Annotated in this window: 18 protein-coding genes and 1 pseudogene; 5 read left to right on the top strand and 14 right to left on the bottom strand. The window is 64.0% G+C overall.

Translation table 11 applies throughout. The features are described from left to right. Nucleotides 1-22: 22 nt before the first annotated feature. Nucleotides 23-1114 carry a pyruvate dehydrogenase (acetyl-transferring) E1 component subunit alpha gene (gene pdhA, locus ATJ78_RS09720; RefSeq protein ID WP_098409309.1) on the bottom strand — a complete coding sequence of 364 codons (1092 nt, stop codon included), beginning with the start codon at nt 1112-1114 and terminating at the stop codon, nt 23-25. 215 nt (nt 1115-1329) lie between these two features. Next, entirely contained in the window at nt 1330-3603 is a 2274-nt protein-coding gene (locus tag ATJ78_RS09715) for a polyribonucleotide nucleotidyltransferase (protein ID WP_098407417.1), read from the bottom strand. A gap of 314 nt (nt 3604-3917) precedes the next feature. Between ATJ78_RS09715 and ATJ78_RS09710 the strand changes: the two genes are divergently transcribed. Beyond that, entirely contained in the window at nt 3918-7388 is a 3471-nt protein-coding gene (locus tag ATJ78_RS09710; RefSeq protein ID WP_098407416.1) for a DUF3376 domain-containing protein, read from the top strand. 15 nt (nt 7389-7403) lie between these two features. After that, nucleotides 7404-8564 carry an acyltransferase family protein gene (locus ATJ78_RS09705; RefSeq protein WP_098407415.1) on the top strand — a complete coding sequence of 387 codons (1161 nt, stop codon included), beginning with the start codon at nt 7404-7406 and terminating at the stop codon, nt 8562-8564. A 1-nt stretch (nt 8565) separates the two neighbouring features. Here ATJ78_RS09705 and ATJ78_RS09700 read toward each other — a convergent pair whose 3' ends face one another. The 4 genes from ATJ78_RS09700 to ATJ78_RS09685 form a co-directional block, all read right to left on the bottom strand. Beyond that, on the bottom strand, nt 8566-9333 hold the full coding sequence (locus ATJ78_RS09700; protein WP_098407414.1) for a fructosamine kinase family protein: 768 nt from the start codon (nt 9331-9333) through the stop codon (nt 8566-8568). Continuing rightward, complete coding sequence (locus tag ATJ78_RS09695) at nt 9330-9512, bottom strand: hypothetical protein (protein WP_098407413.1); 183 nt, start codon at nt 9510-9512, stop codon at nt 9330-9332. The genes ATJ78_RS09700 and ATJ78_RS09695 overlap by 4 nt, the downstream gene beginning before the upstream one ends. 95 nt (nt 9513-9607) lie before the next feature. Beyond that, a complete protein-coding gene (rpsO, locus tag ATJ78_RS09690; RefSeq protein WP_098407412.1) occupies nt 9608-9877 on the bottom strand; it encodes a 30S ribosomal protein S15 in 270 nt (89 codons plus the stop codon). Nucleotides 9878-9988: 111 nt separating this feature from the next. Then, a complete protein-coding gene (locus ATJ78_RS09685) occupies nt 9989-10465 on the bottom strand; it encodes a VanZ family protein (protein WP_143741399.1) in 477 nt (158 codons plus the stop codon). Between the two features lie 102 nt (nt 10466-10567). On the opposite strand from ATJ78_RS09685, the gene ATJ78_RS09680 reads away from it, so the two are divergent. After that, the gene (locus ATJ78_RS09680; RefSeq protein ID WP_098407410.1) at nt 10568-10762 is read left to right on the top strand and encodes a DUF5302 domain-containing protein; all 195 of its coding nucleotides are present in this window, start codon (nt 10568-10570) and stop codon (nt 10760-10762) included. A 73-nt stretch (nt 10763-10835) separates the two neighbouring features. Here ATJ78_RS09680 and ATJ78_RS09675 read toward each other — a convergent pair whose 3' ends face one another. Together ATJ78_RS09675 and ATJ78_RS09670 are read right to left on the bottom strand one after the other, a co-directional pair. Beyond that, nucleotides 10836-11465 carry an FMN reductase gene (locus tag ATJ78_RS09675; protein WP_098407409.1) on the bottom strand — a complete coding sequence of 210 codons (630 nt, stop codon included), beginning with the start codon at nt 11463-11465 and terminating at the stop codon, nt 10836-10838. Continuing rightward, the gene (locus ATJ78_RS09670) at nt 11465-12595 is read right to left on the bottom strand and encodes an LLM class flavin-dependent oxidoreductase (protein WP_098407408.1); all 1131 of its coding nucleotides are present in this window, start codon (nt 12593-12595) and stop codon (nt 11465-11467) included. Before ATJ78_RS09670 ends, ATJ78_RS09675 begins: the two co-directional genes overlap by 1 nt. A 116-nt stretch (nt 12596-12711) precedes the next feature. On the opposite strand from ATJ78_RS09670, the pseudogene ATJ78_RS09665 reads away from it, so the two are divergent. Next, nucleotides 12712-13749 (top strand): annotated as a pseudogene (locus ATJ78_RS09665) (M4 family metallopeptidase); the annotation flags it as partial. Continuing rightward, on the top strand, nt 13747-14079 hold the full coding sequence (locus ATJ78_RS16230) for a protealysin inhibitor emfourin (RefSeq protein WP_342744809.1): 333 nt from the start codon (nt 13747-13749) through the stop codon (nt 14077-14079). The pseudogene ATJ78_RS09665 and the gene ATJ78_RS16230, both read left to right, overlap by 3 nt. A gap of 11 nt (nt 14080-14090) precedes the next feature. Here ATJ78_RS16230 and ATJ78_RS09660 read toward each other — a convergent pair whose 3' ends face one another. The 6 genes from ATJ78_RS09660 to ATJ78_RS09635 all read right to left on the bottom strand — a co-directional run bounded on the left by ATJ78_RS09660 (nt 14091) and on the right by ATJ78_RS09635 (nt 19901). After that, nucleotides 14091-15134, bottom strand: a complete 1044-nt coding sequence (locus ATJ78_RS09660; RefSeq protein ID WP_098407406.1) for an LLM class flavin-dependent oxidoreductase — start codon at nt 15132-15134, stop codon at nt 14091-14093. Between the two features lie 45 nt (nt 15135-15179). Continuing rightward, nucleotides 15180-15656, bottom strand: a complete 477-nt coding sequence (locus ATJ78_RS09655) for an Lrp/AsnC family transcriptional regulator (RefSeq protein WP_098407405.1) — start codon at nt 15654-15656, stop codon at nt 15180-15182. Nucleotides 15657-15844: 188 nt separating this feature from the next. After that, complete coding sequence (locus ATJ78_RS09650; protein WP_098407404.1) at nt 15845-16384, bottom strand: adenine phosphoribosyltransferase; 540 nt, start codon at nt 16382-16384, stop codon at nt 15845-15847. Nucleotides 16385-16389: 5 nt separating this feature from the next. After that, nucleotides 16390-16764, bottom strand: a complete 375-nt coding sequence (locus ATJ78_RS09645) for an FKBP-type peptidyl-prolyl cis-trans isomerase (protein ID WP_098407403.1) — start codon at nt 16762-16764, stop codon at nt 16390-16392. Nucleotides 16765-16931: 167 nt separating this feature from the next. Next, nucleotides 16932-18407: an aspartate ammonia-lyase gene (locus ATJ78_RS09640; protein ID WP_098407402.1), complete on the bottom strand. Its 1476-nt coding sequence runs from the start codon at nt 18405-18407 to the stop codon at nt 16932-16934. Between the two features lie 42 nt (nt 18408-18449). Then, complete coding sequence (locus ATJ78_RS09635) at nt 18450-19901, bottom strand: NCS2 family permease (protein WP_434061510.1); 1452 nt, start codon at nt 19899-19901, stop codon at nt 18450-18452. Between the last annotated feature and the right edge of the window lie 67 nt (nt 19902-19968).

The following is a 19968-nucleotide window of genomic DNA, read 5'->3' as shown; positions in this document are numbered from 1 at the left end:
CCTGCGGTCTGCTGTTCGGGCATCAGCTCTCACCCCCGTCGAACGACGCGAGGTACGCGGCATGCTGGCTGCGCTGTCTCGCGAGGTGAGCGTTGGGCTCAGCGAAAACGGTGTCGAAGAACGATAGCGGCTCTGGCTCCGGCAGGGCTCGAATCGCCGCGCGGAGCTCTCTCGCGACCCGATCTGCATGCTCATCGATCTGTGCGGACTGGTCGGCATCGAGAGCACCCATGCTCGTCAGGTAGTGCTTGACCCGGTCGAGGGGATCCTTCTCCCGCCACTCGTCAAGCTCGCTTTCTGTTCGATACCGCGTCGGATCATCGCTCGTCGTGTGCGCTCCCATGCGATACGTCACCGCTTCGATGTACGTCGGCCCGTTACCCGACCGCGCTCGGTCCGCGGCGATGGCGGTCGCGGCATACACGGCGAGAACATCATTTCCGTCGACGCGGATGCTGGGGATGCCGAACCCGGGTGCTCGGTCGGCGATCGGCTTCGTCGTCTGCACCCCCACGGGTTCGGAGATGGCGTACTGATTGTTCTGACAGAAGAAGATGACGGGAGCCTTGTAGCTCGCGGCGAAGACCATCGCCTCGTTCACATCGCCCTGGCTGGTCGCACCGTCACCGAAGTAGGCGATGGAGATGTCGTCGGAGCCGTCGAAGTCGCATCCCATGGCGTAGCCGACGGCGTGGAGGCTCTGAGCGCCGATGATGATGGCTGGTGCTGCCATGTTGATGTCGTACGGATTCCACCCGGCATTGGCGTTTCCTCGCCAGACGGAGATCATCGTCGTGAGGTCGACGCCCCGGCAGTAGGCGACGGCGTTCTCGCGATAGCTGCCGAACACGAAGTCGCTGTCGCGCAGTGCGCGGGCAGAACCGACCTGAGCGGCCTCTTGTCCGAGCAGCGGCGGCCAGAGACCGATCTCGCCCTGTCGCTGCAGCGCTGTCGCCTCGGTGTCGAGACGACGGCTGATCACCATGTCGTCGTAGAGGGAACGCAGCTCTTCCGCGTCAATATCGGCGACCCAGGGGTCGAACCCGGGCGCATCCACGCGCTCTCCGCGCGGCGTGAGCAATTGGACATACTCCCCTGAGTGTGTGAGGAGCATCGTCGGACCATGTGTTGTGGACACTGTGACACGCGTCTTTCTCTCGTGTTCCGCGCGGTTCGCTTGTGGCTCACCGAGCAGCCCCGGCCTCGTTGCCGGATTACCTCGAGACTACGTCACCCAGCGTCAGCTCTCAACGAGACTCGCACGCGGCTCACAGACGCAGAATGGCTCGCCCCGCGGTGCGGGACGAGCCATTCTGCGTCGAGAATCGATCAGCTTTCGTCTGACTCGGATTCGCTGCCCGATGCAGCATCCTCATCAGCGATGACGGGCTGAAGCGACAGCTTGCCCCTGTCGTCGACCTTCGTGACCTCGACGAGGATCTTCTGGCCGACGCTCAGCACGTCTTCAACAGCACCCACGCGCTTGCCTCCGGCCAGCTTGCGCACCTCAGAGATGTGCAGAAGGCCGTCCTTGCCCGGAAGCAGCGAAATGAACGCTCCGAACGCGGCGATCTTGACGACGGTTCCGAGGAACTGGTCGCCGACCTCCGGGTTCGTCGGGTTCGCGATCGCGTTGACCTGAGCACGCGCGGCCTCGGCCGAGGGGCCATCGACGGCGCCGATGAAGACGGTGCCGTCGTCTTCGATCGAGATGTCGGCTCCCGTCTCGTCCTGGATTCCGTTGATGGTCTTGCCCTTCGGACCGATGAGCTCACCGATCTTGTCGACGGGAATCTGCACGCTGATCACGCGCGGGGCCGTCGGAGCCATCTCGTCTGGCGTGTCGATGGCGGCGTTCAGAACCTGCAGGATCTGCGTGCGTGCATCCTTCGCCTGCGTAAGTGCGGCGGCAAGCACCGACGCGGGAATGCCGTCGAGCTTGGTGTCCAGCTGGATCGCGGTCACGTACTCGCTCGTACCCGCAACCTTGAAGTCCATGTCGCCCAGTGCGTCTTCGGCGCCGAGAATGTCGGTCAGCGCTGCATAGCGGGTCTGACCGTCGACCTCGTCGGAGACAAGACCCATGGCGATGCCCGCGACGGGCGCCTTGAGCGGAACACCCGCGTTGAGCAGCGAGAGCGTCGAGGCGCACACGGATCCCATCGACGTCGAACCGTTCGATCCCAGAGCCTCAGAGACCTGGCGGATCGCGTACGGGAACTCCTCGCGACTCGGCAGCACCGGCGCGAGAGCGCGCTCCGCAAGGAAGCCGTGGCCGATCTCGCGGCGCTTGGGCGATCCGACGCGCCCCGTCTCACCCGTCGAGTACGGCGGGAAGTTGTAGTGGTGCATGTACCGCTTGTGCGTCTGCGGAGACAGCGAGTCGATCTGCTGCTCCATCTTCAGCATGTTGAGCGTGGTGACGCCCATGATCTGGGTTTCACCGCGCTGGAAGATCGCCGAGCCGTGAACACGCGGAATGACCTGCACCTCCGCGTCGAGCGGGCGGATGTCGGCGAGTCCGCGCCCGTCGATGCGAACGCCCTCGGTGAGAATGCGGCCGCGGACGATGCGCTTGGTGAGCGCCTTGTACGCGCCGGACACCTGGTTGGCCGCATCCGCCGGAAGTTCGCCGGATTCGGCCTTTGCCGCGATCTGCTCCTTGACGCGCTCCTTGAGAGCATCGTCGGCATTCTGACGCTCGAGCTTGTCAGCGATCTGGTACACAGACGTGAGTTCCTCGGCCGCGAGTGCATCCACAGCCGCGAAGACCTCGTCGGTGTAGGGCAGGAACACCGGGTAGTCCTGAACTTCCTTGGCCGCGTGCGATGCCATCTCGGCCTGTGCGCGCACGAGTTCGGCGATGAAGGGCTTTGCCGCTTCCAGCCCCGCCGCGACGATCTCCTCGTTCGGCTTGACGGCACCAGCCTTGATCAGATCGAAGCTGTGCTCTGTGGCCTCAGCTTCAACCATCATGATCGCGACGTCTTCGGTGCCGTCGTCGTTCGTCACGACGCGACCGGCGACCATGAGGTCGAAGACGGCCTGCTCGACCTGCTCAGCGTTCGGGAACGCAACCCACTGGTCCTCGTTCTGCCCATTGCCTGGAATGAGCGCGAGGCGCACGCCGGCGATCGGGCCAGAGAACGGGAGTCCCGAGATCTGGGTCGAGGCGGATGCTGCGTTGATGGCGAGAGCGTCATAGAACTCGCCAGGCGCAATCGACAGAACCGTCACGACGATCTGCACCTCATTGCGGAGACCGTCAACGAACGACGGGCGCAGAGGCCGGTCGATTAGCCGGCACACCAGAATCGCGTCGGTCGAGGGGCGACCCTCGCGACGGAAGAACGATCCGGGAATCTTTCCCGCGGCGTAGCTGCGCTCCTCGACGTCCACCGTGAGCGGGAAGAAGTCGAAGTTGTCTTTCGGATGCTTGCCTGCAGAGGTCGCCGAGAGAAGCATTGTTTCGTCGTCGAGATAGGCGGCGACGGAGCCTTGTGCCTGCTGGGCGAGACGGCCGGTCTCGAACCGCACGGTGCGCTTTCCAAAGCGTCCGTTGTCGAGGACGGCCTCGGCAGCAGTGATTTCTGGACCTTCCAAGGTCACTCTCCTTATGTGTCCGCGGGCGCGCACGCCCGACGTTCACGGAGCAGAACAGGCAGTACATACTCATGACCACAGTCGAGGTCGTCATGGCTGATCTCCAGTAGAAAATCGCTCTCACCCTGCCGCTGAGAGAAATCCACCACCGAGGACCAGCTTCCTGCCGGCCTGCTCCGTTCTTGCATATCGATCAATCGATCGATTAAGCACGATGCTATCAGAGTCGCCTGTTCAGAGCCCGTATTCTCCCGCTCTGGCACGCCGCCGGCGGCGAGCGCTAGCGTGGACTCACCGAGAACGGAGGGGCGGTAATGACGGATTCGTCGCAATACATCGTCGCCCTCGGCATCGGTTCTCCAGCATCCCTCAGCCTTCAGTCGCCCGACGGAGTCGGTGCCGGCCCGAACGGGCACGTCCTGCGGGTCGCCCTTGCCCTGCGGGGCGGCGTCAGCCTTGCCGTCTGGATCGGCGGGGCCATCGCAGAACTCGATGTTGCCCGGCGCGTGAGTCTTCGCCGAACGTCAGACGGATGGGACGGCTTCTACACTCCCCCGTCGGGAACCGACCCGCCCTCGCTCGACGCGCCCGAGATCGCGAGAGCGCGCGTGTATGCGCGCCTTCTCGCGGACGCCGGCCTTGACGCCGTTGAGATCGACGTGCTTGCTGGGGCAAGCGCGGGCGGCCTCAACGCCGTCGTCTATGCCGTCGCGCAGCGAGCGGGCGCGAGCGTCAACACTCTTCTCGAGACATGGCAGGATGCCGCGGACATCCGGCAGCTCCTGCAGCCGCCAGGCTTCGGCCGCGTCGACTCCCTGCTGCGCGGGGATTACTACTTCTGGCCGCGCGTCACTCGCGCTCTTCACGATCTGCATACAGCTGACGATGTTCCTCGAAACCACGGGCACCGAGCGCCTCGTGTGAGCATTGACCTCGCGGCAACAGTCATCGACAGCGCGGACAGGAGCGTGCCCGGTGCGCGCGACAGTCGCGGTTACTTTCATTTCGTCGGGGACGAAACTGACGAAGGCTCCGAAGCCGGCCGGGGCATTCCACGCGAGATCGGCGACGGCGTCGACCTCGCGCGCCTCTCCTACGCCGCGCGGTCAACGTCCTCGTACCCGGGAGCGTTCGAACCTGCGCTCATCTTCTCGAAGACGAAGCGTCCAGACGAACGGGTCGAAGGCGACGAAACGCACATCGACATGTCATACGCGTTCAGCGGACATCGGCCGACGTGGAATCATCCGTTTCGCGTGATTGATGGCAGCATCCTCGACGAGGTGCCCATCGACCAGGCGTTCAAGGCCGCTCGACGGTCCGCGTCGACGACGCGGTCGTCGCGCCTTGTGCTCTATCTCGATCCGAGCCCGCTGGCTCCTTCTCCGCGCACGATCCGCCCCACGCACTATGGTCCGCCCGAGCCCGCTCGCGGACCGCTCTCTGTGCTGCGGCGCTTTTCGGACAGACAATCGCGCATCCTCAACGTGCTCAGAGCAGACAGCTGGTCAGCCGAGGAGCGCGAGCCCGGCTCCGAGGAGATCGCTCGCATTGAACGGTTCCGCTTGGCATTGCTCCGCGAGATTGCCAGGGGCGACGCTTATGCCGCGGCTCGTACAGCAGCCGGATTCGATCGGGATGCTGCCACGCGTGCATATGTCAGGTATCGAGCCTCTGCAGACGTGGAGCATCTCAGCGCTGTCACGACCGACCCGTCGGCCTGGCAGAGCTCCGCAAATCTCGACTCACGCTCCGTATGGGCTCCATGGGATGCCGGAGACCGCGAGGATCTTGAGCGCGTCGCCGACGACCGCTATTCGCGAGTGTCTGACCAGCCTCGTCTGACATCGCCCGGTATCCGCGCCATTGCTTGCGGGCCCCAGGCCGCACTCGACGCCGCCCTGTGCGGCTTGTCCTGGGTGCGCGCGATCGAGCAGCTGCCGCCCGCTCTCCGGCGCTCCGACCCGCCCGTCGCCGACATTCGGCTCAGGCTCTATACGGTGCTCGGTCGAGCAACCGACCTGCGCGATGCATCGACAGTTCGCGTGCTCGACGCGGGTGAAGCACGGCCGAGAATTGCTCAGCGCGCCATCGATGCCTGGATCGAGGCGCAGGGCAACGCCGACGTCGATGCACTCTGGCGACAGCTCGACGACGTCGTCACGATGCTCCGCAACGCGTCTCCGCCCGCCGAAGCAGATGAGACGTGGGCGCACAGCCCATTCAGCGCCTTCCCCCGCAAAGACGCCGGTGCGCGCGACCTCGCGCCGTTTCTCGCCCCGCGCGGAATCCCTGAGCCGATCAGCTCGCTGACGTTTGATCGTCTCACGGCAGATGAGCCACCCGCGCACCCTGAGCAGTTCGGTGCTCTCATACGTCGGCGCCAGAGGCGTCGAGCCCGAATCGCCCTCTCTCTCGATCCCGCAGACGTCACTGATGAGACGACAGAGCGCCTCTTTCACGCTCCGTCCCTGTCGTCAGATGACAAACTCTCCGGCTCGCTTTTGTTCAATTTCGGCGGCTTCCTCAGCAGAAAGTGGAGAGCAAACGACTGGTGGTGGGGACGGCTCGACGCTGCCGCGGCGATCGTGCGGATCCTTGCAGAACGGTCAACAAGCTCCCCTTCCTCGCGCCGCGCCGTACCCGACGACGTCGACGAGGTTCAGTCGTCGCTCTTCGCTGAACTCGCCGCCTCAGACGATGCTCCGCTTTCTGACACCGCCGAGAAGCCTCGAACGACGCAGGAGATCCGTGACGCCTTCGAGTTCGGCGGCGACACGCTGAACAACCTCGCGGGTCAGTATCGTCTCGCCATCGCCTCGCGCAGCCTTCGCGTGGCATCGCGCGCTCTCACGAGATCGGTGGGTCCGATCGGACGCGTTCTCGTGGCACTCGCTCGCCCGTTCGCCGTCGGTCTGCCCGCCGCGGCGATACCGGTGCGCGCTGCCCTGATCGGGGCGACGGTCGGGCTGGCCGCCGCGGTCATCGCCGGTCTCAACGGGCTGATCGGGCCCACTGAACTCTCGATGACGTGGCCGGCCCACGTCATCTCGGCGGTGATTATCGCGGCGGCGTGCGCGGGGTTCATCAACGCCTCGAAACGGTGGCGGCACGTCATCCGGCGCTTGCATCACGTATCGATTCCGCTGCCCCGCGACACGATTCCCGACATGGTCATGCTTCGCAGGAGCGCGCGGGCGCAGGGTGCCGTTCTGTGCGTTCTCGCGAGTGTTACGGCGGCTGCTGGGTCAGCTACCGTGGCGCTTCGCGGGCTCGATGCCACGTGGTGGATTCTCTCCGTGGCTGCCGCAATCGTCGCAGGCTGTTCACGGGCGCGCTCGCTTTCTCCGTCACCGTCGCCGGGGAGACACTACGTGCTGAGCATCAGCGTCTTTGCCGCGTGGGCAGCGAGCGTCATTGCCGCCCCCGCGGTTCTCGGCCCCTTGCAACTCAGCCATCGGTGGACGACGCCTGTCACTGTGGTGCTCACGGGAGCCGTTGTCTCCGCCTTGCTCACGGTCGGATGGCTGAGGGCAGCGCCGACGATGCGCGGTCTTCTCGCCAATCCTCTCGCGACGAGCATGCTTTCCGCGCTGGCGGGATCCGCCCCCGTCTGGATCGCCACCCGCGTCACCGACACTCCCTTCCCGACTCTCACGACGCTCTCGACTGTCGTCCTCGCCATCCTCCTCTGGGGATCGGTGCTGTGGTGGCTTCCCGAGCTTCCACCGAGCACACGTGACCGCTTCACCGATGACGATGCTCGCCGCCCCTCCGCCCCCTGATCGCAAAGGACAATCATGCCGAGTGCACCCGAAACCGGATCCGTTCCGACTCGCAGCAAGCGTGTGCCCCTGTGGGACAACGCTCGGTTCGCGTGCATCGTGCTGGTCGTCGTGGGCCACGGCATCCAAAGGCTCGTTGGCGACTCGGATGCTGCGCTCACGGTGTATCTCGTGATCTATTCGTTCCACATGCCGGCGTTCGCGTTCATCAGCGGCTACTTCTCGAAGTCCGGTCCTCCGTCGATCAGGCAGATGAAGCGCGTGATCACCGACATCGTTCTTCCGTATGTCTTCATGGAGACGATCTGGACGGTCGTCAAGTTCTTCGCCGAAGGTGACGAGACGCTTAATCCCACGAAGCCGTCGTGGACCCTGTGGTTTCTTCTCGCTCTCGCGATCTTCCGTCTCGTGCTGCCGTACCTTGCACTCGTTCGCTGGCCGCTCTTCTGGGCCATCGTGTTCTCGGTCGGTGTCGGCTACCTCGATAACGTCGACAGCACGTTCTCGCTGGCGCGGCTGTTCGGCATTCTGCCGTTTTTCGTGCTCGGCTGGCGCGTGAAGAAGTGGGACCTCGTCACCCGCCTGAAGCTTGATGCGCACACTCCCTGGTGGCTCCGCCTCGCCGCGCTCGCAGTGTTCGCCGTGTGGACGGCAGCGGTCTGGACCTTCATCGACGTCTGGCGTGCGATCGACCTGCGGTACTGGTTCTTCTACGACCAGTCGTACGACGGGCTCGGTCAAGACGCGTGGTGGGCAGGCGCCGTGCGTCTTGCAGTGATTGCTCTGAATGCCGTGCTGATCGTCGCGTTCCTTGCGCTGATTCCCCGCCGTCACAACATGTTCACTGGGTTCGGTCAAGCGACGATGTACGTCTATCTGCTGCACAGCTTCGCGCTCTATCCGATCCGCGAATCTGGGCTTCTCAAGCACGAGGCACTCGCTGACTTCCTGCTGCCCGTCATGATTGCCGTGAGCTTTCTGCTCGCGGTTCTGTTGTCGACGTCCCCAGTTCGCCGGTTCTTCCGCCCGCTCATTGAGCCAAAACCGCACTGGCTCTTCACGCGCGACGATCGTCTCCCTGCGGGGCCGAGCCGCACCGACCCAACGGGATCGAAGCGACCGAAGACCGAGAGCGTCCCGACTGTGCCACCGAAGTCTGACGACGCCGAACGGTGAATCAGCCGAGCTGAAGCACAGCGCGCGCAGCACGTGCCAGCTCCACGCCGTACCCGCGCCCGTGTCCCGCAGCGTGCACGGCGAGAGGATGCAGCTGGTGAACGGGGATGCGCTCCTCCCACCCCGGCATGAGCGGATGCGTGGCTTCATAGCCTTCACGAACATCAGCGAGATTCGGACACCCGAAGAGAGCGAGCATCGCGAGATCAGTCTCCCGATGTCCGCCGTGGGCGGCGGGATCGATGAGAACCACGCCGTGCTCTGCCCACAGCACGTTTCCGTTCCACAAGTCTCCGTGAATGCGCGCTGGCGTCTCGCCGTCGTCGAATGCGCCGCGAGAGATCACCTCACACGCGGCCTCAACCGTTTCACGCTCTGCCCCGGTGAGGTTGCCGGCGCGCTCGGCGACATCGAGAAACGGCAGAACGCGCGCGCTCGCGTAGAAGTCGCCCCAGTGCTCTGACGTCTCGGAGGGCATTCTTCGGCTGCCGATGAAGAGCGGCCCGTCCCAGCCGTCGGGCGGAGCGCCGAACGAGGCGGCGCCGGCATCATGCGTGACAGCCAGCTCTGTTCCGAATCGACGGGCCGCAGCTCTGCTTGGAGACGTCTCGATGATGCGGCGCAGCTCGATTCTGCCCGGCGACACTCCCTCAACCTCAGCACAGCGAACCCCGTTCGCCGCGCTGAGCCAGCGCAGCCCCGCGGCCTCCGCCTCGAAGAATCCGGTTGGTGCCGCGGCGTCCTGCTTGACGACGACGTTGTCGCTCAATCACGACTCCGCACGGCGAAATAGAAGATACCGACGACAATCGCCGCGATGATGATCGCGAAGAGCGCCTTGATGAGGAAAACGGCAACGTGGAAGAGGGCACCGATCACGTTCCAGACGATCACGATCGCGACGATGAAAATGACGATCGCGAGAATCAGCTTGAGCGCACGGCTCATGTGACGTCCTTTCACTCAATGTTTCCGACAGTCAGCCTACGTCAAACGGCCGCCACCAAAAGGTGACGGCCGTCTGGAAGAAGTGCGATATACGCTTATCGGCGCAAACCAAGACGCTCGATGAGCTTGCGGTAGCGGTTGATGTCAACATCGGACAGGTAGCCCAGCATGCGACGACGCTGACCGACGAGAAGGAGCAGACCACGACGCGAGTGGTGGTCGTGCTTGTGATCCTTCAGGTGCTCGGTGAGCCCCTTGATGCGCTCGGTCATCACGGCAATCTGGACCTCAGGGGATCCAGTGTCACCGGGGTGGGTTGCGTACTCTTCGATGATCGCCTTCTTGGTCTCTGCATCAAGTGCCATAGAATCGATCCCCTTCCTGTCGTTGCGCGGTGCCCGTCACCCGTTGTGCGAGCTCTCTTTATCCGCGGCCGGTATACGGCAACTGAACAATGTTAGCAGAACCCTCGACAGTCACGTGCCGCTCGTGGAGGAGGCTGAACGACGGCGAGTTCGGGCATCGGTCGCGGTTGCCGCCAGGTACACGACAAGCGCTCCCACAAGGCCGCCGACGCTGTTTGCGATGACATCGCTGATGGTCGCGTAACGCGTCGCCGACAGCACGAGCGCCTGAAACGACTCGATGAAGACGGTGTACGCGAGGCTCGCAACGGCGCCGACCCACCAAAGTCGTCGGCCTGCGCACAGCGCAACGAACAGGCCGAACGGCACGAGCATTCCAATGTTCGCCACGAACTCCACGAGGGTGTACGTGATCCACGAGGTCAGCGGATGCTGCGAAAGGGCCTGGAGCGCCCGGTCGATCGTGCCTTCAACGCCGTCGCCGAACGGTTCGGGTGTCAGCGTTATCGCTGCGATGAACATCGCGTAGACAAGCGTCAGGACACCGAAGAGAGTTCGCCTGCGCAGCATCCCTCTATTGTGTCGCACGGCCGTCGCTGCTCCTGCTCTGGTGGTCGCGCACGCTGTCGCCTAGTCTGAGTCGAACCGGTAAACCTGCGGCGATCATCGCCGCTGCATGCGAGGAGGACGATGAGCTCCGACGATTCAACACCACAGGGACCGCCAGAAGACGTCAAGCGCAAGTTCCGAGAGGCGCTCGACCGCAAGAACAACCAGCAGAAGGGGCCGATCGACGGCGACGACCATCTGCGCGACAATTCACCTGTCGACCACGCGCAGGGGCGCGCTGATCATCAGCGCGACTTCCGGCGCAAGACCGGCTGAGCACCGCAGAACACGCCGCGAGGGCGGATGAATCGACGTGCCGATTCGTCCGCCCTCGTTCTGCGCGAGAAGGTCAGTTGCCTTGGAAGCCTCCGAGCAGCTGGTCGAAGTTCTCATCGAGTGCGAAGGGATCCACGACGTTCTCTGAGCGCGTTGAATGTTCCATGAGCGCCGCCAGTTCGCGCGCCGCTCTGTCGATTCGCTCGGGCAGGGCCTTCACCGTTTCTGCACCGGCGCCCCAGTCGTCGCTCGCCGCATACACTCCCGTCGGCACGACGACGGAGTGCATGTAGGTGAAGAGCGGTCGCATCGCGAAGTCGAGGGCGAGCGAGTGCCTCGGGGTACCTCCTGTTGCGCCGACCACGACCGGGAGATCCGTGAGCGCCGTGTTATCGATCACGTCGATGAACGACTTGAACAGTCCCGCGTAACTCGTCTTGAAGACGGGCGAGACGGCGATGAGACCATCTGCTCCCGTCACCGCGTCGATCGCGCCCTGCAGCGCGTCGTCGGCAAAGCCCGTGAGCATATTGTTCGTGATCGAATGCGCGAGGTCGCGGACTTCGATCGTCGTGACGTCCACATCGGCACCCGTCGCGACGAGCTTTTCCCTCGTCGCCTCCGCGAGCCGGTCCGCCAGCATTCGTGTCGACGACGGGGTGCTGAGCCCCGACGTCACAACCGCGAGCTTGCGCGTTGTCATTACTCGTTCTCCGATCCTGCTGGTGACGCGCTCAGTGTAACCGGTTCCTGCTGCTGAGAATTCCCCGCAGCGAGCCGGGCAGCGTGAGTCGGCGCCTCGGGCACGTGAGAGGGACGCACGCGTGCGAACTCCCGGCGGAGCACGGGCACGACCTCCTCGCCAAGCAGATCCAGCTGTTCGAGAACCGTCTTGAGCGGCAGCCCCGCGTGATCCATGAGGAACAGCTGCCGCTGGTAGTCGCCGACGTAGTCGCGGAACCCCAGCGTGCGGTCGATCACCTCCTGCGGGCTGCCGACCGTCAGCGGAGTCTGCGAGGTGAATTCCTCGAGGCTCGGACCGTGCCCGTACACGGGGGCATTGTCGAAGTAGGGGCGGAACTCTCTGACAGCATCCTGCGAGTTCTTGCGCATGAACACCTGACCGCCCAGACCCACGATCGCCTGATCCGCCGACCCGTGCCCGTAGTGCTCGAAACGCTGGCGATAGAGCCCGATCATGCGCTGAGTGTGCGATGCAGGCCAGAAGATGTGATTCGCGAAGAAGCCGTCGCCGTAGTACGCCGCCTGTTCGGCAATCTGAGGCGAGCGAATGCTGCCGTGCCACACGAACGGCGGCACGCCGTCGAGCGGCCTCGGCGTCGATTGGAACCCCTGTAGCGGTGTTCGGAACTGCCCCTCCCAGTCGACGTACTCTTCGCGCCACAGCTTGTGCAGGAGACCGTACTTCTCGATGGCGAGCGGAATGCCCTGGCGGATGTCCTCGCCGAACCAGGGGTATACGGGGCCCGTGTTACCCCTCCCCAGCACGAGGTCCATGCGCCCGCCCGAGAGATGCTGGAGCATCGCGTAGTCCTCGGCAAGTCGCACCGGGTCGTTCGTCGTGATCAACGTTGTTGCCGTCGAGAGGATGATGCGTGAGGTCTTCGCGGCGAGATAGCTGTTGATCGCGACAGGGCTCGAGGGGAAGAACGGCGGGTTGTGGTGCTCCCCCATCGCGAAGACATCGAGACCGACATCTTCGGCATGCTGCGCAATGGTGAGAACGTCGCTGAGCCGCGACGCGTCAGTCGGCGTTCGCCCCGTTGTCGGGTCCTGAGTGATGTCGCCGACGCTGAAGATTCCGAACTGCATGATCGAGCGCTCCTGAATTTTCTATGCAAATGAATGGATATGAGCGACAACAGGCGTCTTCTGCACAGTATTCCCGTTCCCTTCCGCATTGCTGAACGCGGTGCGACGATGGAGACATGGCCAGGTCTCAACGGCGCGGTGTCGTTCCTCCGTTCCTCCTCGATCGCATCGCCCGCGCAACGGGGCCCGGTTCGGCCCCGCGAGCGGCGCGCGCAACACTCAACGCACAAGAGCCCGGTCGACGGGCGGCCATCGAGGCGTCGGGATCTCGGCAGCAGCGTGTGCTCGCGGCTGAGCCTAACGGGGGCCTCGAGCGAGCCGTGTACGACGGGCATGAGCACGAGCAGCTTCCCGGCTCACTCGCGCGATCAGAGGGAGAGCCGGCAACGGGCGACGCCGCCGTTGACGAGGCTTATTCAGGGCTCGGAGACACGTACCGACTCTTCGACGAGGCATTCTCTCGCTCATCGATCGATGGGCAAGGGATGCCGCTGCACGCGACGGTTCACTACGGCAATGACTACGACAACGCGTTCTGGAACGGCACGCAGATGGTCTTCGGGGACGGAGACGGCGAGGTGTTCCGGCGCTTCACGATCTCGCTTTCGGTCATCGGGCACGAGCTCACTCACGGCGTGACGGGCCACACGGCGGCGCTGCGGTACGTCGGGCAGTCAGGAGCTCTCAGCGAATCAGTTTCTGACGTCTTCGGCTGTCTTGTTGAACAGTACTCTCGGCAAGAGACGTCGGATGGCGCCAGTTGGCTCGTCGGCGAGGGCTTGTTCACCGATCAGGTTCGCGGCACCGCGCTGAGATCGCTCAAGGCGCCGGGCACGGCGTATGACGACGACGTGCTGGGCAAAGATCCGCAGCCGGCGACAATGACTGACTACGTCGAGACTGACGACGATGACGGCGGCGTGCACATCAATTCCGGCATCCCCAATCACGCCTTCTATCTTCTTGCGACAACGCTGGGCGGTCACGCGTGGGAGGTCGCCGGGCGAATCTGGTACGACGCCCTCACACATGGCACGCTCGCCCACGACGCAACGTTCGCCGAGTTCGCGACCGCGACGATCGACTCAGCACGCGCGCTCTTCGGGGCAGGGACAGCTGCGGCCGTGCGCGATGCGTGGACGAGTGTCGAGGTGACACCCGAGCACAGCGTGCCGCTCGAGCAGGATTCAAGCCCACGCAGCATCGTGGTCGAACGTTCCGGCGGCGTTGCGGGAGTTCGCCGCTCATGGCGCGCAGAGCTTGACGAGCGCCCCGAAGGCGCGCGCCTCAGAACGCTCATCGAGACCGTCGATTGGGCACGAGGGCTGCGCGTGGGCGAAGCCGGAGCTGACGGTTTTCGCTACCGCATCCGCTGCTTAACCTCATCTCAGACCTGCGTCCTCGAAGCACAGCTAGCCGAGTCGGAGCTGACAACGACATGGCGCGAGCTCATCGAGCGCGTGCGCGAGTCGGATTCCGCGTAAGATGCGTTGCGTCAGTGCTCGAGCAGCTCGCGGGCGAGAAGCTCCAGTGTCCGTTCACGAGCGGGGACGGAATCCAGAGGATCCGCGTCGTGAGCTCCCGCGACCGGTGAGATCATGAGCTCGTCGACGTCGTGCTGAGCAGCGAGGGCGCGCGCTTTCGCCGCGGCAGTGCTCGGGTCGCCGATGATATAGCCGCTGAGCGACTGCTGCATGAATTCTTGCGTGAGTGCGTCCGTTTCGGCAGCAGCCGCCTCCTCGATCGTGTCGAGGGCGCCCATGGGCTTGTTCGTGCGCAAGCGCGCCATCTGCAGAAGCTGAGGGACGGCCTGGGCGTATGCCTCGTCGGCGGTTTCGGCGACGACGGCGTTCGCGGTCATGAACGTCACCGGCTCCTCTGCGTAAGCCGATGGCCGAAAACCTGTGCGATAGAGGTCGAGTGCGCGCTCGGCTCCTGTACCGGCGAAGTGGTTCGCGAACACGTACGGGAGTCCAAATGAGGCGGCGAGAGATGCTGAGTAGTCACTCGAACCCAGAAGCCAGACCGGTGGCGCGGAATCCGCCTTCGGCGTGGATCGCAGCGCGTACTCTTTACCGCTCGTCAGCTCCACATTCGCACCCTCATCACTGAGGAGGGCGATGATGTCGCTCACGTGAGACGGGAAGCGGTTCACGTCGCTCGTCGCGCCCGACTGCGACAGAACAGCCGTGACCACGGGATCGCTCCCCGGTGCCCGGCCGATACCGAGATCGATGCGCCCCGGCGCTGCGGCCTCGAGAAGCGCGAACTGCTCGGCGACGACGAGCGGAGAGTGGTTGGGCAGCATCACCCCACCCGATCCGACCTTGATTCTCTGCGTGCGCGACGCCAGCAGTCCAATAAGCACTGCGGGATTTGTCGACGCGACAGCTTTCATATTGTGATGCTCTGCAACCCAGTAGCGCGTGTAGCCAAGGCTGTCAGCCTTCTGCGCGAGCGTCGTCGTCGCATGAAGGGCTTGCGCGGTGGACTGTCGCGATCGGACGGGAATGAGATCGAGCACTGAGAGTTTCATCATCAAATGCAACGTGATTGCTGCCGGTTCATTCCCGTACGCGACACGTCAGCCGAGCAACTCCTGCCAGCCCGTTCCCTTGACGTGCTCGAAGACGATGTTCGTCTCCGAGTGGGCGACGACGGCGTGCCCTGTGACGTACTTCACGACGAAGTCTCGCAATTCCGTCGTGCTTCGGGCTGCAACGTGCAGAAGATAATCGTCCCGTCCGCCCAGGTGAAAGAGCGAGAGGACCCCCGGCCACGTCGTCACTTCGCGGCGGAAAGCCTCGATGTCTGAGCGGTCGTGCTGCGTCAGCTGGATGGCGATCACGGCTTGAATCGGCGCGCCGAGCACCGACAGATCGATATCCGCGTAGTACCCCGTGATGTCGCCTGAGCGCTGCAGCCGCTTAAGGCGAAGGGACACGGTTGACTCCGCGATGCCGAGATCAGCGGCAAGCTGCGACCCCGAAGCCCGAGCATTCACCGAGAGCGCCTTGAGAAGCGCTCTGTCTGTCTTGTCGAGCTGGGATTTTTGCGTCATTGGCAGAACCTCTCGCGAACACCTTCCGAAGCTTCTTGCTACTCACCGTGCTGCATCAACGAAACTTCGCGTTCCTCTGAAGATTGCCACAGATTCTGCTCAAATCACAGCGTGACCATTGCCATCCGCGGCGGTGACGGTCACGGCTCACCCGGCCATCCCTGATCAACGGGCGTCACGCCCTCCACTCACGCGAGCGGATCGGTCGGCTCGTGAAGCAGGACGCGCAGCTCGTACCCGGTGAGAGCCTCGACTCCGCCGAGCCCGTCGAGCGCCATGACAATTCCGAAACCGGCGATGTCAGAACCGGCTCGTTCGATGAGCCGCGCAGCGGCAAGGCAGCTGCCTCCAGTGGCGAGAACGTCGTCGACGACCAGGACGCGAGACCGCGCCGGGATGCTCGACGGCTTCAGCTCGAGCGCCGCCGTGCCGTACTCGAGAGCATATTCCTCCCGAATCACATCGCCGGGAAGTTTGCCCTCCTTGCGGATCGCGAGAAGATGCGTGTTCGTGGAGTACGCCAGCGCCGAGGCCAGGAGAAAACCACGCGCCTCGATTCCCGCGACCACGTCGAACCCGCCATCAATACTGTGAGCGAGCTCGTCGACGACGGCGCGAAACGTCGTGGGGTCGGCAAACGCGGGTGTCAGGTCACGAAACACGATCCCGGGCTTCGGAAAGTCCGGGATCGTCTCGCTGAGTTCAAGAACTCGGGCAGCAGCATCCACCGTGACTACTGCACCCCGAGCAGGTCGATGACGAAGATCAGTGCCTGACCGGAAAGTGGGTGTCCGCCTCCCGCGGGGCCGTACGCGAGGTGCGGAGGTACCGTGAGCTGGCGCCGGCCACCGACGCGCATGCCCGGGATGCCCTCCTGCCATCCGGCGATCAGGTTGCGGAGAGGGAAGTTGATGCTCTCGCCGCGGCTCCACGACGAGTCGAACTCCTCGCCGCTGTCGTAGGACACACCTAAGTAGTGCACGTTCACCGTCGACGATGCCTGTGCTTCGTCGCCGTCGCCAACCTCGATGTCCACGATCTGCAGCGTGTCAGGAGCGGGGCCGACGGGCGCGTCGACCTCTGGCTTTGTCTTGTTCGAATCGGTCATAGAACTATCCAAGCCGACGGAGGGGGACGGCGGCAAGCTGAGAGTGGATCGCAATGCTTGATTTATCTCACACACGGATGCATCCTTAATGGACAAACTCATCGCCCGGGCGATTCGCAGGTGAAGCCGCGAACACCGGGCGATGAGGACGTTAACGCGTCACTGTCTCAGGATTCTGTGGCTTCGCGGCCCACCGGCGTGTGCTCCGCGTCGCCATCGATGACCGGGATCGCCGTTGTGATCGCTTCGAGCCCGGACAGTCGCGCGGGCGACAATTGCTTCGTCACTTCCTCCCGCGTCATGAGGTCCGCCTCGACAACGAGATCCGCGATATTGCGGTTGGTGAGCAATGCGGTCTTCGCAAGCGCGGCCGCCGCCGTGTAGCCGATGAACGGCGTCAGGGCCGTGACAACGCCGACAGAGGTCCCCACCATGGTCTCCAGCCGGTCTTCGTTGGCGGTGATGCCATCGACCGAGTTGACCCGCAGAGTATGGCAGCCGCGGGCCATCCAGAGAATGCTCTGCAGGAGCGAGTGCGCGATGACGGGCTCGAAAGCGTTGAGCTGGAGCTGTCCGCCTTCAGCAGCCATGGTGACGGTGGTATCGGCCCCGACCACGGAGAACGCGATCTGGTTCATGACCTCGGGGATGACGGGGTTGACCTTGCCCGGCATGATCGACGAGCCGGCTTGCTTGGCCGGCAGATTGATCTCGCCGAATCCCGCCTGCGGCCCGCTGGAGAGCAGGCGCAGATCATTGCAGATCTTGGAGAGCTTGATGGCCGAGCGCTTCAACGCGCTGCTGAACGACATGAATGCACCGGCATCGCTCGTCGATTCGACGAGATCGGGAGCGGTCTCGAGCTTGAGTCCCGTGATCTCGTTGAGGTGCCGGACGACGACGGACGCATACCGCGGGTCCGCTGTGATTCCGGTGCCGATCGCTGTTGCGCCGAGGTTGATCTCAGCCAGCAGCCAGATCGTCTCGGAGAGCCGCCCGTGGTCTTCGCCGAGCGTTGTCGCGAAGCCGTGGAATTCCTGCCCGAGCGTCATCGGCACAGCATCCTGAAGCTGCGTGCGCCCGACCTTGAGTACGTGCCGGAACTCCTGACCCTTCGCCGCGAACGACTGTCGCAGCAGTTCCAGCTCATCGAGCAGGTCGGTCAGGGATCGCGCGAGAGCGATCTTGATGGCTGTCGGGTACACGTCGTTCGTCGACTGGCTGCGGTTTGTGTGATCGTACGGCGAGATGAAGGCATAGTCGCCCTTCTCGCGCCCGGCCATCTCAAGAGCGATGTTCGTGATGACCTCGTTGGCGTTCATGTTCGTCGAGGTTCCTGCCCCGCCCTGGATGACGCCGACGCAGAATTCGTCGTGGAACTCGCCGTCGATGACCCGCTGGCACGCACGGTCGATCAATTCGGCCTTTTCGGGATTCAGCGACCCCAGTTCGGCGTTCGCTCGAGCGGCGGCCTGCTTCACCGACGCCAGCGCGACGATCAGATGCGGGTACACCGAGATCGGACGCTTCGATATGTCGAAGTTCTCAAATGCCCTCGCGGTATGGATGCCCCAGTACGCGTCGCTGGGGATCTCCATCGATCCGAGAGAGTCGGTTTCCGTTCGTGTCGGACGTTCGCTCATGACAGCGACTCTACCGGCGATTGCGCCCCGCCCGGGCGGCACTCAGGCGAGCAGCGCCTCAATCGGACCGCGGGCGAAGTACACCAAGAATCCGACAGCGACGATCCAGAGCAGCGGGCTGATCTCACGGGCCTTCCCCGAGAGGGAGCGGACAACCACCCACGCGATGAATCCAGCGCCGATGCCGTTTGCGATGGAGTACGTGAGCGGCATGATGGCGACGGTCAGGAACACGGGCAGCGTGATCGAGAAATCCGTCCACTCGATCTCTCGGATCTGCGACATCATCATGCCTCCCACCACGACAAGAGCCGCGGCGGCCACTTCGCTCGGCACAATGCTCGTGAGCGGAGTGAGGAACATCGCGAGAAGGAAGAGCACGCCGGAGACGACGTTGGCGAGCCCCGTCCGTGCCCCCTCGCCGATTCCGGCACCCGACTCGACGAATACCGTGTTCGACGATCCAGAGGTCAGTCCTCCGGCAATCGCTCCGACTCCCTCGACGACGAGCGCTGATTTCAGACGAGGAAAGGTTCCGCGGTCGTCGGCGAGCCCCGCCTCTTTCGAGAGGCCCGTCATGGTGCCCATGGCGTCGAAGAAGTTGGTGAAGACAAGAGTGAACACGAGCATCAGCGCAGCCAGCACCCCGATACGCTCGAAGCTTCCGAACGACACCTGACCGATGAGGCCGAGGTCAGGCAGGCTGAAGATGCTGGAGGGCATCGCGGGAACGGCGAGGCTCCATCCTCCTGGCGCATCCGCGGACGAGCCGAGGTGGAAGATCGCCTCGACGATGAGTGCGATAACGGTTCCAACCAGGATGCCGATGAGCAGACCGCCCTTCACCCGGCGTGCGACGAGCACTCCCGAGATGAGCAGCGTCACAACGAACACGGTCGTGGGGCCCGTGGCGACGGAGCCGTTGATACCGAGCCCGACGGGAGGCGACTGCTCCCCCGTGGCCGTCACGAAGCCCGCGTTCACGAGCCCGATGAACGCGATGAAGACTCCGATGCCGACCGTGATCGAGATCTTGAGCTGCATGGGCACCGCGTCGAAGATCATGCGTCGGAGGCCCGTCGCGGCGAGCACGACGATGATGACGCCGTTGATCACGACGAGCCCCATCGCCTCTGCCCACGTGACTTCGCCCACAACGCTGAACGCGAGGAAGGAATTGATTCCGAGTCCAGCAGCGAATGCGAAGGGAAGCCGGGCGATGACGCCGAAGAGAATCGTCATCAATCCGGCCGTGAATGCCGTCACGGCCGAGAGCTGCGCAAAGTCGAGCGTTGCGCCGTCGATATCCGTTCCCGACGACAGGATGATCGGGTTCAGAACGACGATGTAGGCCATTGCCACAAACGTCACGAGACCGCCGCGCAGCTCGGCGCCGACGGAGGACCCTCGCTTGGTGATCTCGAAGAAGCGGTCAAGACGGCCAGGCGTCGCGGTCTCGGTGCCCACGCGGCGCTCCCTTCTGAATGACGTCAGCCATTCGATTCGCTCGAAGTGCGGCCAAGAGCCGCCGACGGATATCCTATTGCCGCACCGCGCCTTT

The sequence above is a fragment of the Paramicrobacterium agarici genome, assembly GCF_002563955.1.
In the GTDB taxonomy this organism is placed as follows: Bacteria; Actinomycetota; Actinomycetes; order Actinomycetales; family Microbacteriaceae; genus Paramicrobacterium; species Paramicrobacterium agarici.
This window is presented reverse-complemented; position numbering and strand designations above follow the sequence as displayed.

Excerpts from the sequence above, each read along its gene's own strand:
- pdhA (WP_098409309.1), bottom strand. The coding sequence starts at position 1,114 with ATGCTCCTCACACACTCAGGGGAGTATGTCCAATTGCTCACGCCGCGC.
- ATJ78_RS09710 (WP_098407416.1), top strand. The coding sequence starts at position 3,918 with ATGACGGATTCGTCGCAATACATCGTCGCCCTCGGCATCGGTTCTCCA.
- ATJ78_RS09705 (WP_098407415.1), top strand. The coding sequence starts at position 7,404 with ATGCCGAGTGCACCCGAAACCGGATCCGTTCCGACTCGCAGCAAGCGT.
- ATJ78_RS09695 (WP_098407413.1), bottom strand. The coding sequence starts at position 9,512 with ATGAGCCGTGCGCTCAAGCTGATTCTCGCGATCGTCATTTTCATCGTC.
- rpsO (WP_098407412.1), bottom strand. The coding sequence starts at position 9,877 with ATGGCACTTGATGCAGAGACCAAGAAGGCGATCATCGAAGAGTACGCA.
- ATJ78_RS09680 (WP_098407410.1), top strand. The coding sequence starts at position 10,568 with ATGAGCTCCGACGATTCAACACCACAGGGACCGCCAGAAGACGTCAAG.
- ATJ78_RS09675 (WP_098407409.1), bottom strand. The coding sequence starts at position 11,465 with ATGACAACGCGCAAGCTCGCGGTTGTGACGTCGGGGCTCAGCACCCCG.
- ATJ78_RS09670 (WP_098407408.1), bottom strand. The coding sequence starts at position 12,595 with ATGCAGTTCGGAATCTTCAGCGTCGGCGACATCACTCAGGACCCGACA.
- ATJ78_RS09660 (WP_098407406.1), bottom strand. The coding sequence starts at position 15,134 with ATGATGAAACTCTCAGTGCTCGATCTCATTCCCGTCCGATCGCGACAG.
- ATJ78_RS09655 (WP_098407405.1), bottom strand. The coding sequence starts at position 15,656 with ATGACGCAAAAATCCCAGCTCGACAAGACAGACAGAGCGCTTCTCAAG.
- ATJ78_RS09645 (WP_098407403.1), bottom strand. The coding sequence starts at position 16,764 with ATGACCGATTCGAACAAGACAAAGCCAGAGGTCGACGCGCCCGTCGGC.
- ATJ78_RS09640 (WP_098407402.1), bottom strand. The coding sequence starts at position 18,407 with ATGAGCGAACGTCCGACACGAACGGAAACCGACTCTCTCGGATCGATG.